The 13526-nt window shown below is 43.2% G+C and carries 11 protein-coding genes; 4 read left to right on the top strand and 7 right to left on the bottom strand.

Annotated elements, in window-relative coordinates:
* Window positions 1-24: 24 nt before the first annotated feature.
* The gene (locus DW036_RS17625) at window positions 25-1587 is read left to right on the top strand and encodes a peptide MFS transporter (RefSeq protein WP_118465558.1); all 1563 of its coding nucleotides are present in this window, start codon (window positions 25-27) and stop codon (window positions 1585-1587) included.
* An 81-nt stretch (window positions 1588-1668) separates the two neighbouring features.
* On the opposite strand, the gene DW036_RS17620 is transcribed toward DW036_RS17625, so the two are convergent.
* Window positions 1669-2166 carry a GNAT family N-acetyltransferase gene (locus DW036_RS17620; protein WP_118465557.1) on the bottom strand — a complete coding sequence of 166 codons (498 nt, stop codon included), beginning with the start codon at window positions 2164-2166 and terminating at the stop codon, window positions 1669-1671.
* A 246-nt stretch (window positions 2167-2412) separates the two neighbouring features.
* On the opposite strand from DW036_RS17620, the gene DW036_RS17615 reads away from it, so the two are divergent.
* The 3 genes from DW036_RS17615 to DW036_RS17605 all read left to right on the top strand — a co-directional run bounded on the left by DW036_RS17615 (window position 2413) and on the right by DW036_RS17605 (window position 5069).
* Window positions 2413-2739: a PadR family transcriptional regulator gene (locus tag DW036_RS17615; protein ID WP_007213892.1), complete on the top strand. Its 327-nt coding sequence runs from the start codon at window positions 2413-2415 to the stop codon at window positions 2737-2739.
* A gap of 52 nt (window positions 2740-2791) precedes the next feature.
* Window positions 2792-3913 carry a PspC domain-containing protein gene (locus DW036_RS17610; protein ID WP_118465556.1) on the top strand — a complete coding sequence of 374 codons (1122 nt, stop codon included), beginning with the start codon at window positions 2792-2794 and terminating at the stop codon, window positions 3911-3913.
* An 88-nt stretch (window positions 3914-4001) separates the two neighbouring features.
* Window positions 4002-5069 (top strand): acyltransferase family protein, encoded by a 1068-nt coding sequence (locus DW036_RS17605; protein ID WP_118465555.1) that lies wholly within the window; start codon window positions 4002-4004, stop codon window positions 5067-5069.
* Window positions 5070-5125: 56 nt separating this feature from the next.
* Here DW036_RS17605 and DW036_RS17600 read toward each other — a convergent pair whose 3' ends face one another.
* The 6 genes from DW036_RS17600 to cobI all read right to left on the bottom strand — a co-directional run bounded on the left by DW036_RS17600 (window position 5126) and on the right by cobI (window position 13437).
* Window positions 5126-5911, bottom strand: a complete 786-nt coding sequence (locus DW036_RS17600) for an N-acetylmuramoyl-L-alanine amidase-like domain-containing protein (RefSeq protein WP_118465554.1) — start codon at window positions 5909-5911, stop codon at window positions 5126-5128.
* A gap of 88 nt (window positions 5912-5999) precedes the next feature.
* A complete protein-coding gene (locus DW036_RS17595) occupies window positions 6000-9215 on the bottom strand; it encodes a glycoside hydrolase family 2 TIM barrel-domain containing protein (protein WP_118465553.1) in 3216 nt (1071 codons plus the stop codon).
* 16 nt (window positions 9216-9231) lie between these two features.
* On the bottom strand, window positions 9232-10101 hold the full coding sequence (locus tag DW036_RS17590) for an alpha/beta hydrolase (protein ID WP_118465552.1): 870 nt from the start codon (window positions 10099-10101) through the stop codon (window positions 9232-9234).
* A gap of 10 nt (window positions 10102-10111) precedes the next feature.
* Complete coding sequence (locus tag DW036_RS17585) at window positions 10112-12103, bottom strand: OPT family oligopeptide transporter (RefSeq protein ID WP_007213898.1); 1992 nt, start codon at window positions 12101-12103, stop codon at window positions 10112-10114.
* Between the two features lie 135 nt (window positions 12104-12238).
* Window positions 12239-12634, bottom strand: a complete 396-nt coding sequence (locus tag DW036_RS17580) for a DUF1573 domain-containing protein (protein WP_118465551.1) — start codon at window positions 12632-12634, stop codon at window positions 12239-12241.
* A gap of 92 nt (window positions 12635-12726) precedes the next feature.
* The gene (gene cobI, locus DW036_RS17575) at window positions 12727-13437 is read right to left on the bottom strand and encodes a precorrin-2 C(20)-methyltransferase (RefSeq protein ID WP_118465550.1); all 711 of its coding nucleotides are present in this window, start codon (window positions 13435-13437) and stop codon (window positions 12727-12729) included.
* Window positions 13438-13526: the final 89 nt, after the last annotated feature.

Raw genomic sequence — 13526 nt, 5'->3', positions numbered from 1 at the left:
TTACTAATTTAAAAACTTATATCTATGTTCAAGAATCATCCTAAAGGTCTGGTCGCAGCTGCTATCTCCAATATGGGCGAAAGGTTCGGTTACTACATCATGAATGCCGTATTGGTACTGTTTCTCTGCTCCAAGTTCGGCCTGAGTGACGAAACCAGTTCCATTATCTACTCGGTCTTTTATTGTGGTATCTATGTACTGAGTTTGGTGGGCGGTATTATTGCCGATAGGACACAAAACTATAAAGGAACAATCATGTCAGGATTGATAGTGATGTCATTGGGTTATGTCATTCTGTCTATTCCTGTATTATCTACTGCTGAAAATATTGGTTGGTTACTTCCTTTGACTTGTGTTTCTTTGTTTTTCATTGCTTTCGGTAACGGACTTTTTAAAGGAAATTTACAGGCTATCGTAGGTCAGATGTACGACAATCTCGAAAAAGAAGCTGAGAAAAAAGGACCTGAAGCCTTGAAGCTGGCTAAAAGCCGTCGTGATTCTGGTTTTCAGATATTCTATGTATTCATTAATATTGGTGGTTTGATTGCACCTTTTGTTGCTCCCCTGCTCAGAGAATGGTGGCTGAAGGTTCATAGCATGATGTACAATGCTGATCTGCCTGCATTGTGCCATCAATATATTAAGGAAGGTGGAGATATGGCTTCCGATAATCTCTCTAATTTAAATGAACTGGTTGTCAAAGTGGGAGGTACGTTAACAACTGATTTGAGCGTTTTCTGTACCCAATATCTTGATGTATTTAATACAGGTATCCACTATTCATTCATAGCTTCGGTAGTAGCTATGCTTATTTCTCTTTTCATTTTCATTGCGTGTCGGAAGGTATTCCCTACACCGGGTAAGAAGGAAAAACAAGAATCAGTGACTTATACCCCTGCTGAGAAAGCAGCCATGGCAAAGGAGATAAAGCAACGTTTGTATGCACTGTTTGCTGTATTGGGTATCGTGATTTTCTTCTGGTTCTCATTCCATCAGAACGGACAGTCACTTTCACTTTTTGCCCGCGACTTCGTAGTAACCGATAGTATTGCACCCGAAATTTGGCAAGCTGTCAATCCATTCTTTGTGATAGTACTTACCCCGCTCATAATGCTCTTCTTTGGTACACTTGCCCGTCGTGGTCAGCAAATATCTACTCCTAAGAAGATTGCCATCGGTATGGGTATTGCAGGACTTGCTTTCTTATTCCTTACCATTTATTCGGCAATGCAAGGTTACCCCTCAGGTACTGAATTCAAGGCAATGGCTGATTCTGCCAAAGCAGGGCTGAAGGCTGGTCCGTGGGTGCTGATTGTGGTTTATTTCTTCTTGACCGTAGCTGAACTTTTCATTTCGCCGCTGGGTCTTTCATTTGTTTCTAAGGTAGCTCCCAAACATATTCAGGGCTTGTGTCAAGGCTTGTGGCTGGGTGCAACGGCAATAGGAAACCTCTTCTTGTTCCTTGGCCCTATGATGTATAATAAGATTCCTATCTGGCAGTGCTGGACTGTGTTCTTTGTTATTTGTCTTGTGTCAATGGGCGTTATGTTTGGCATGGTAAAATGGTTGGAACGAGTAACGGAATAATTAGAAATTAAAAAATAAAAATTAAAGGCTGCGCAGGATTCTCTTTTGAACTGCGCAGCCTTTAATTTTTTCATTCTTTTATTAAATCTCCAGCCCCATTATAAAGTCATTCATATAATATCCGTTTCCTATCGGAAAATCCCCTTCCCTCAATTTCCTCATTCCCATGCGTTCGTAGAAATTCAGCGCTTTATTGTTACGGTTCACGTTCAATTCCATCAGGCATGGACTGGGATGTACTTCCTTTATATATTTGACAGCTTCATGAAATAAGAAGCTACCGCAATGTGATCCTTGAAAAGAGGGGAGTACATATATTTTCTGTAAGTGAAATAAATCTTCACCCTGTTGTTGCACAGATACATAGCCACACACTTCGTTGTCCTTGTATCCAATGAAATATACATGTTCTTCTTCTTCCATTTGCTTGCGGATGTTCTCTATGGAGTACATCCATTCCATCATGTAATCATTCTGTTCCGGTGAAAGGATTTCCTTATAGGTCTCCGGAAATATCTGCCATGCAAGTTTATGAATCAACTCACAATCGGCTGTAGTTGCTTTTCTGATAGTTAACATAGTCTGTTGTATTTATAGCTTTTCCGCAAAGATACATTTTTCTCTTATATGTTATTCTCTTCCTTGGTGCTTTATTAATAAGGTGTGTATAGATAATGGTGTTAAATAAATGAAATATAAGGTACTTTGCATTGCATAGTACTAAGATAATACATATATTTGTGTCATACAAAGGGAAGCTCTATTTCAATTAGTTGCTCTCTTTACTATATAACAGAAAATTGTAGAATCGTAAATCAATAAGAGATGGACGTAAATAATGTAAAGTCGCAAATGCGTAAGGGCATGTTAGAGTATTGCATCATGCTACTGCTTCATAAAGAACCGGCCTACGCTTCGGATATCATCCAGAAACTAAAGGAAGCCAAGCTGATCGTAGTGGAAGGAACGCTTTACCCGTTGCTCACTCGTCTGAAGAATGACGATCTGTTAAGTTACGAATGGATAGAGTCTACACAAGGACCGCCACGTAAATATTACAAGCTCACTCCGAAAGGGGAAGTTTTTCTTGGAGAGTTGGAAATCTCCTGGCGTGAGTTGAATGAAACAGTGAATCATATAGCCAACTATTAGATTCAAGATATTAAAAACCTCGTATCAGTATAAATTTTAAAAACAAATAGCAATGAAAAAGACATTAACCGTAAATTTGGGCGGAACTGTTTTCCACATTGATGAAGACGCCTACCGCCTTTTGGATAACTATCTATGCAATCTGAAACTGCACTTTAGAAGACAAGCAGGTGCTGATGAAATTGTAAATGACATCGAACTCCGCATCTCTGAACTTTTTTTGGAGAAGCTGTCTGCCGGCTCTCAGGTTATCACTATAGCCGATGTAGAAGAAGTAATCAATCGTATAGGGAAACCTGAAGAGATGGAGACGGGGACGGAGGAGAATGCAGCTTCCGGTTCCGGAAATACGAAGGGTGCCTCCGGTGAAGGTTATGGTTCCGGTTCCTGGAATAGTGACAATGATTCTTCATATACTTCAACCCGTCGCCGTCTGTATCGCAATCCGGACGATAAAATGCTGGGTGGCGTGATAGGGGGACTTAGTGTTTATTTAGGCTGGGATTCCACTTGGTTCCGTTTGGTTCTTGTTTTTTGCGCAATTTTTGGTTTCAAGTTCTTGATCCCTATCTATATCATTTGCTGGATAGTGATTCCCGAAGCTCGTACGGCGGCTGAAAAGTTGAACATGCGTGGTGAAGCTGTTACGGTAGAGAATATTGGAAAGACTGTAACTGATGGTTTTGAGAGAGTTACAAATAATGTAAACGACTATATGAAGTCTGATAAATCTCGTACTTCTATGCAAAGGACCGGTGATACGTTGTTAATGATTGTCGGTTGGTTCCTGAAGATTTGTCTGATTATTGTGGCTATCATTTGCAGTCCGGTACTGTTTGTTTTCGGTATTGTATTTGTGGCTTTGCTCTTTGCCGCTATTGCAGTTGCCATTGGTGGTGGTGCAGCATTGATGTCCTGGTTCCCGGCTATTGATTTTGTACTACCTACATCTCCTTTGTCAGCCATCGTACTATATATTGCAGGTATCCTCGTAGTGGGTATTCCTCTGGTTAGTCTTGTTTTCGCAATCTTCCGTCCGGTGTTCAATTGGCAACCTATGGTATCTGGGTTGAAGTGGACATTGCTCATTCTGTGGATTGTTAGTGCTACCATCTTCTTTATCTGCTATACCATGCAAGGATTTACATTCCCGGAATTGCTGATGCGAGGGTAACAGATTGTTATTTTAGTTTTTCTGGGGGCTTGGAGATAGTCTTGAAAATATCTCCAAGCTATTTTTATTAATCATAAATATAAATACTATGAATCGGACGCGTTTTTATTATCTTGACTTATTACGGGTTTTCCTTACTATGCTGGTGTTCTATCATCATTCTGCGGTTGCTTTCGGAGCTTCCGGTGGATGGTATTACATATCGAAGGAAACAACTACCGGCCTAACTCAAGGCTTGCTCTCAGCATCTATGGGCATTGACCAATCCTATTTTATGAGTCTTTTCTTTTTTATCTCTGCCTATCTGATGCCCTTTTCTTTTGATCGTAAAGGAATGAAATCTTTTATATACGATCGTCTCAACCGTTTGGGTATTCCTCTTTTGATTTATAGTTTTCTAGTCAATCCTCTATTAATATATTGGATATACGGTGTATGGGGTAGACCGGGTTTTGGACCGATGTGGTTTGTATTTACACTGTTGATTTTTGAATTGAGTTATGCTGTTTATCGCCATTTTTGTACAAAGCGGTTGGCACTGAATTGGAAATATCCTACAATAATGGGTATTCTTCTATTTATGGTAGTGACGGGTGCCGCAGCATTCCTCATTCGGCTTTATGTTCCTGTAGGAAGTGAGGTTTTAGGATTGCAGCTGGGGTTCTTTCCTTTATATATAGGTATGTATTTGTTGGGAATTGTGACGCATCGTAATCACTGGTTGGATAAAATCTGTGTGAAGAATGCATTTCCTTGGTTTCTCATAGCAATTCTTTGTGGTGTTCCTTCTTTATTGATTGTAATGAGTAGTTTTTCAGAACAGATGGATTTATTCTCGGGTGGATGGAATTTGCAGGCTTTATTTTATGCCCTTTGGGAACCTGTTATGTGTGTGGGTATTTGCTATTTTCTGTTAGCATACGGGAAGGCTCATTGGAACAAACCGATGCCTTTGGTTCAGAAATTGTCCACTGATAGTTACGCGGCTTATTTTATTCATCCGGTAATTGTAGTGGGTTGTGTGTTTATTATGGAGCTTTTGCCGGTTTCTCCTTTGATGAGATTGGCATTGGTTTGTGTGGTGGGCATTCCGTGTTGTTTTATTGCGGCAAGAGGAGTGAGGTTAGTGCTGGGAACGGTTGGCGTGAAGATGTAACAAAAAAAGGGAGTTCGAAAAATTTGGAACTCCCTTTGTGTATAATCATCTCTGATTTATTTCTTCATCCTTAGCACTCTGATTCCTGTCCAGTTATCATTATTCTGTAGCATTTGTCCTAAAGCCACTTTCGAAACAACCACTTTCTTCTCTTTAGAAGAAGCATGCAGCAGACTTAATTTACCGTTTACATAGAAAGCAATACCCATATGAGCTACATCCAATCCCGGAGTATTCGTTGTAATAGCAATGATATCACCATTCTTTATCCAAGGCAGACCATTAAACGGTAGCTTATCTTTGGGGATATAATGGAATTCCTGACCATTCAATGACTTCTCGATCTCTTTCATTTTTGCTACATTCTCCGGAGATTTACTCAGCTGCTTGTACAGTTCCGGATGAGAAGACATGTAGGAAAGAGAAACTTTCTGGGTGTATGGGCTGTAAGCTGTCGTTACGTCTTCCAGGAAACCGTTACGAACACCATTGTTTACCCAGTCTGCAATGTAGTGCAGGCGTGAAGGATAACCGTTGATTTTTCCATCACGGTAGCGGATCTTTTGCAGATTGGTAGCAAAATCGCCTTCAGCTACCTGTCCGTCTTCGGTAGGAGAGAGGGTCATAGCAAGAGTATATTCTACAAAAGTGGTGCAGTCCACTTCATCACAATTGATGATAAGTTCTTCTTCACCATCGGTAACTTCCAACGTATGTGCTACGTAAGGAATATCCAGAAAATTTATTCCATTGTTCAGCATGGCATTGTCTTTTTCATCTGTCTGAGCACTGACAGTAGCTACACAAAGCGCACTGAACAGGAGGGTAATCATTGTTTTCATTGTTCTTTCGTTTATTAATATAAATAAAAAAGGATGTCGCAAAAGTACGACATCCTTTTCATAAATCCTTAATTTGGACAGATTAAATTTAATATTGATAGATTAAATTTTTGTAATCCGCCTTTTTGTCAAATGGTACGATGGAGAAGCCGTATTCAATGGCATTTTCTACACCTGGACGAATCAGATACGGTTCGTGTGCTATAGCTCCCCAACTGTTATCACCACCTACCCCCATCATACGATAGTCGATAAACATATCTACCTGTTTTACAGGTTGTGGGTCGGTGAGGTGACGATGATTCGTTTCGTTGGTACGTGGAGCACCATTGTCGATGGTTTCGCCGCTATCCAGACTTCCAAGCAGATAGTTGGAAGCATTCAGTTCAAACGTACGGTCGGCAATGAAGAGTAAACCGGCTTTTTGCTTAGTGGTGAGTGCACACCAGTAAATATCCGTACGATGCTCATTTTCTTGCGGACGGATGTACGGTTCGTACAAGTCCTTTATCGGAGTAGTATATTCTCCGATAAACTGGGAAGTGCGACGATCACGATAGTTCTCTTCCGGACCACGGCCGTAGTAAGTAAGGTCGTTTAATATTTCCGATAATTGCATGCGCAAACCTACACGGGGTATCATCGGAGTTTCCGTACCTTCGGCTACAAAGCGATTATCCACTTTGATAATGCCATTGGCAAAGACTTTATAGGTAATTTCCCACTGCGCATCTACTTGCGGAAAACGATAGGTAACTTTTACAATAGACTTGTCACCATCTTTAGAAACATTGAACGACTCTGCCTTAGGTGTCTGGTAACTGGCCTCGCGCCATGCTTTCAGGCGAGTGGGAAGTTTTGCTCCGTAATCATTATCGGTAGGTGCACGCCAGAAGAAAGGTTGCGGACCTTGACCGTTATGGATATACTCTTGTTTCTTATAGATATAAGAGGTCAGCAAGCCGCTTTGTTTATCAAATGTTGCCTTAAAATCATCACCGCTGAAAACAACCTGTGAAAAGACTTCATCTACTTTAGCGGGATCCATGCGTACCACTTCTTTCTTAAAGAACGGATGAACATAAGTTTGTTCACGTGCAATTACCGTACCAACCGGTAAGAAAGGTTCTGCATTACGTATGGTTGCATAGAATTCGATGCGTACATCTCCCGTAGTATTCTTTTCTTTAGGAATACCTTGCAGGAATGCACTGGTGGCCGTCTTACCCGGAGCAGCATTGATATTGTCCATCTGACCTTTATAAATCTCTTTTCCATGATCGCGAACGACATAATGGAAATCATATTTATTCAGATCAGTAAATGAGAAGTCATTGCGTATCTGCACTGTGCAGGTTTGCGGATCGAACTTAATGAATTTAATGTTCTGATAAACCTTACCCATTTCAATAGTCTGGGGCTTTATACTGCGGTCGGGATAAACTACACCATTGATACAGAAGTTGCCATCGGAAGGAGTTCCTGTATCGCCGTAGTCACCACCATAATTCCAGTATTTGCGTCCGTCACTGGTCTTGGCGGCAAAGCCTTGATCTACCCAGTCCCAGATGCAACCACCCTGCAATATCGGATATTTCTCAATCACATCCCAATAATCCTGGAAGTTGCCAAGACTGTTACCCATAGCATGAGCATATTCACACAGGATAAGCGGACGAGTCATTTCCTTATTCCGGGCATACTTTTCAATAGATTGGGGAGAAGAGTACATCGGACAATAAATATCCGTATTCCATTCTAATCCGGCACGTTCGTACTGGATAGGACGGCTATCGAGCATCTTCAGCGTATTATAGGTAACGTAGAAGTTCAGTCCGTTTCCGGCTTCGTTACCCAGTGACCAGATGATTACAGATGGATGATTCTTATCGCGTTCGTACATATTCATGGTACGGTCGAGGTGAGCATTCATGAATAACGGATTGTTACCCAAAGTACCACCTACATTGAGGTTATAACCCATACCGTGGCTTTCAATGTTTGCTTCATCAATTACGTACATGCCATATTGGTCGCAAAGTTCGTAGAAACGTTCCTGTTGCGGATAGTGGCAAGTACGTACGGTGTTCACATTATACTTTTTCCAGAGTTCGAAATCCTTGATCATAAGATCTTCCGGAACGTAATGTCCTGTGTATTCATTATGCTCATGTACATTCACGCCTTTTACAAGGATAGGCACGCCATTCACAAGCAGTTGCTTATCCTTAATCTCTATCGTACGGAAACCTATCTTGCAACTGGTAGCTTCTATTACTTCGCCATTGGTGCGCTTCAGGCTGATGACGAGTGTATAAAGATTAGGTGTTTCAGCCGTCCAATGCTTTACACCACGGAGAGTTTTTTTCGTGAATTCTACTTCGGTCTGATCACCTTCCACACGGGTGGAGGACTGAGTTACTTGCTGATCCTGGTCATCAAGTAAGCGATAGGAAACTACATAAGGAGACTTTATATCACTTTCGTTCGTAAGCTTCACTTTCAGTTGCAGGATACCATCCTTGTAATAAGGATCCAGCGGAGTCTCTACCTTGAAGTCTGCAATATGGATTTTGGGCGTGGCATAGAGATAGATATCACGCTCTATACCGCTGATGCGCCAGAAGTCCTGACATTCCAGATAATTGGCATCTGAGAAACGGTGTACCTGAATGGCAATCATATTCTTGCCTTTTTTGACCATGGCGGTAACGTTGAAGCGGGCAGGAGTTTTGGCATCCTTGCTCATACCTACAAACTTGCCATTCATGTAATAGAAAGCAGCACCGCGCACACCGTCTGCACTGAGGAAGATTTCTTTTCCATCCCAGTCATTGCCAACAACGAAATCACGGCGATACGTACCTGTCGGATTCCAGTCTTTGGGTACATAAGGCGGATTAGGCTTATCCCAGTAAGGTTCGTACCCCTTAGAACAGAACTCGTAAGGCTGGTTGACGTAGATCGGAGTACCGAAGCCCTGCAATTCCCAGTTACCCGGCACATTGATGTCCGGCCAACGGTTCACCTCAGTACGCACGTTCATGAAGTCTGTGGGACGGTCGGCAAAGTTCTCCACATAATTGAACTTCCATTTCCCGTTGAGGGATAGACGGTTGGCACCGTTCGCCCGGTTATTAACGATAGCATCTTCTTCAGTAGTGTACGAAGTGAATGTACTTCGGGGAGCCTCTTTGTTGATGCTGGTCAACTTCGGATTGGTCAACTGGTCGTAACGGTCCTCTTGTGCCTGAAGGGCCAAGGGTAGCAATGCGAGACAGGTGATAAAAGTCAGTTTTTTCATTGAGTTACTATATTAATTATTTTTTCTCGAATTTCACCCCGTCACGCAACCACTTCTCCAGTTCTTCTGTCCACTGGCGTTTGTAAGTGAAGTTATCGCGGAAGCCCCAGCCATGTCCGCCAATGGGGTAGATGTGCATGGAAACGGGAACTTTCTGTTGGTTGAGAGCAAGGAAGTAGCCGATACTATTCATGGGCGGCACAGCACCATCGTCGGCAGAAAGTACGATGAAAGCTTGTGGAGAGCGGGGAGATACACGACGTTCCAGAGAATACGCATCTTCCAGTTCCTTGGTCGGGTTATCACCAAGAAGGTTCTTGCGCGAACCTCCATGAGTAATACCCGGTACCATCGAGATTACCGGATAAAGCAATATCTGAAAGTCCGGACGCGTTTCATCACTACTGTAAAGTGTAGAGAGAGAAGCAGCCAGGTGTCCTCCTGCCGATGCACCCATAACGCCTACCTGATTCGGATTGATACTCCATTCTTTGGCATGCTGGCGAATAATGCGGATAGCCTGTTCTGCATCTGAGAGGGGCACTTCGCGGTTCCCGTTCGGCATACGATATTTCAGGACGGCATACGTGATTCCCTGTGTGTTGAACCAGGATGCCATGTCGTGGCCTTCGTGATTCATGGCCAGTCGGGCATATCCGCCGCCCGGACACATCAAGATAGTCATGCCGTTCGGCTTTGCCGGACGATAAACCGTGATGGTAGGATTAACGACATTGGCCACACGGCCGCCATCCAAGTCTTCCTGATCTCCTGTCAGGCCATTCGTATTAGGAGCACCGTTGGGCCACAAGGGTATCTCAACGGGCTTCTGAGCAGATAGCAGAGTTGACATAAACAGTGCTGTGATAAATAAAATTGTTCTCATTGTATTTCTATTATTTGGTTTTCATCGAAGCCTTGATGAAGTAAATGATCAGCAATGCATAAGCACCCAATGCCAGTACTTCGGACCACGTATTGTTTACCCAGGCATCATTCACCAGATTGATACCTCCGAAACGCATTGCTGCACTGACTACGCCCATAAGCGCACCACCGGCAATGAAACCGGATGCCAGCAACGTACCCTTTTCGCCACGTTCTGCATTGAGAGCAGCATCTTTGCTACGGCTGGTTACGTACCAGTTTACAGCACCACCCACAACGAGAGGAATGTTCAGTTGTAACGGAATAAACATACCCAATGCAAAAGCCAATGCGGGAATTTTGAATGCATTCAGTACGATAGCAAGTACTGCACCAATGCCGTAAAGCAACCAGGGAGCACCCACGCCATTCATTAGCGGTTCGATAACTGCCGCCATTGCATTAGCTTGCGGAGCAGCCAGTTGTCCGCTGGTAAATCCGTATGTCTTATTCAGGATAATCATTACACCACCTACGGTTGCAGCTGAAACAATCGTTCCGAGGAACTTCCAGGCTTCCTGTTTGGCAGGTGTGCTACCCAACCAATAACCGATTTTCAAGTCAGTAATGAAACCACCTGCCATAGACAGTGCCGTACACACAACACCACCCATTACCAATGCGGCTACCATTCCCTCCGGACCTTTCAAGCCAACAGATACCATCACTACCGATGCCAGAATCAATGTCATCAGCGTCATGCCGGAAACCGGGTTCGTACCTACGATTGCAATGGCATTGGCAGCCACAGTCGTAAACAGGAAAGCGATACCTGCCACCAACAAAATAGCTACCACAGTATGTAGCAAACTGCCTTGCATCACATCGAAGTAGAAGAATAAGAATACCAGTAACAGCGTTATAATAGAACCGATAGCAATAATCTTCATAGAAATATCGCGCTGAGTACGCTTCATGCTGGCTTCTACATTGGATTTTCCACCCATCTCCTTAGCTGCCAGTCCTACGGCACTCTTGATGATACCCCACGACTTGATGATACCGATGATACCGGCCATAGCGATACCGCCGATACCGATGCTCTTGGCATAATAATTGAAAATTTCTTCGGGAGCCATGCTGCCTACGGTAGCCACAATTGACGGATTCCACTGGTTCAGCACGCTGTCGCCCCAGATCATGGACATTCCCGGAATGATAATCCACCATACAGCCAGTGAGCCGGCACAGATGATAGAAGCATATTTCAGACCTACAATATAGCCCAAACCAAGTACGGCCGCACCTGTATTCACTTTGAATACCAGTTTTGCTTTATCAGCCAGCATCTCGCCAAAGCCGCATACGCGTGTGGTGAAATTTTCGTTCCACCAGCCGAATGTGGCAACGATGAAGTCATACAAACCTCCGATAATACCTGCCAGCAGCAACGGTTTGGCTTGGCTTCCGCCTTTCTCGCCCGATACCAGTACTTGTGTGGTAGCTGTTGCTTCGGGGAAAGGATATTTGCCGTGCATGTCACTTACAAAATATTTGCGGAACGGAATGAGGAAGAGAATACCCAACACACCTCCCAACAGAGAGCTGATGAATACTTGGGTGAAAGTAACTGTGATTTCTTCCGGATAAGTTTCTTGTAGAATGTATAAGGCGGGCAAGGTAAAGATGGCACCTGCCACGATAACGCCGGAACTGGCGCCGATGGATTGGATAATGACATTTTCTCCTAACGCATTCTTACGTTTGGCTGCGCCTGATACGCCCACGGCAATAATTGCGATGGGAATGGCTGCTTCGAACACTTGTCCTACTTTCAATCCCAGATAGGCTGCCGCAGCCGAAAAGAGGATAGCCATAGCGATACCCCATAATACAGACCAAAGGTTAACTTCCGGGTACTTCTTGTCAGGGCTCATCAACGGGTTGTAGACTTCGCCCGGTTTCAGTTCGCGGAATGCATTTTCCGGCAGACCGGTCAATTTCTCTTCTTCTTGTTTCATAGTTTCTTAATTGCTTTTATGTTTTATAGTTATTATGTCGTCAATTAATTGTTTATTTTATCCAAATCAGCTTCAAAGAAAGCAAAAAAAAAGGAGAATTGAAAAATTCTCCTTTATTCTTATATATAAAGATGCTTATTTTGCATCTTTCGGTGTCATATCTCCTTCTACAAAGAGTCGCATCATTTCTGTTTTGGCATTCGTGCGCAAAGTGATGGACTTTTTGAAGTGTCCCGGATATTTACCTGTTCCGTTGTAAGTAATCTTAACGGTTCCGGTTTTGCCCGGCAATACGGGTTCCTGGGTATATTCGGGAACTGTACATCCACAGGAAGCTACGGCCTGATGTATCACCAGCGGAGCGTCGCCCACGTTAGTGAATGTAAATACACAACTTACCACCGGATCGTTTTCGGAAAACGTGCCGAAGTTGTGTGTGGTCTTGTCAAATTTGATATCAGCTTTCCCCTGTGCCGAAACGTAACCAATGCTCAGTACGAGCATAAACATATACAATGTAAGTCTTTTCATGTCTATAAATCTTTTGTATTACACAGTGGGCAAAGGTAAGGCATTTTTGTGAAAATTAATCCAATGATGTGCGAAATTGTATTAAATGCGCCTCAGAAGGTGCTGTGGCGTATGATTAATAGTGAAAAATAAGGGAAAGAGAGTGCCGAAATCAGCTCTGTATCATGCAGATATTTCTCTTTTTCTGTTCCTACGTTCTCGAAATAGTGATAATCATATTCGGGATGGAGATGAATGCAACGGCGAATTTCTTCAGTACATTGGGAAAGTTTCATGATGACAATAGTAGTCTTTTCCTTCATGTGTTTTTCTATTTCTTCGGCGGTAATGATACCGGGAATGACGGTCAGGCGTTCCTCCTGGCTGGCAATGTGAAGTCCTGCACAGGCACTTGCTGCGATGAAGGCTGGGATACCGGCAATGTGTTGCACAGGGATGTTGCGGGCTTGCAGTTTCTCGTAGATATAGTGGACGGAAGAATAGAAACCTGCATCTCCTTCGGCAACTATGCAGACTTTTTTATTTTCTTTATGAAGAAGGGAAGCTTCGCCATACACTTTATCATAAGCTGCAAAAGCTTGTTCCCGTTTCTTATTCATTGGCAATGCAAAGCGGGAGAGGGCAGTATCTGGAATATCCAGCGCATGCAGTATATCGGCAGCGCGCGAGGAAGTCCGTCCGTTTGTGGTGCGAGTTTCAGGACAAAAGATACAATCGGCACTTTGCAGTGCTTTCAAGCCTTTCAGGGTGATAAGGTCCGGTTCACCGGGACCGAGAGATACGAATATGACGGGGTTGGACATTTTGTTAGTGATTAACGGTTAGTGTTTAGTGATAAGCATCCCCATAAAAATTTTTATGGGGATGCAAAATTGGGGATTTTCTGAATATA

It is taken from the genome of Bacteroides sp. AF39-11AC (genome assembly GCF_003474285.1).
In the GTDB taxonomy this organism is placed as follows: Bacteria; Bacteroidota; Bacteroidia; order Bacteroidales; family Bacteroidaceae; genus Bacteroides.
The sequence above is the reverse complement of the archived record's forward strand: the minus strand, read 5'-3'. Positions and strand labels throughout refer to the sequence as shown.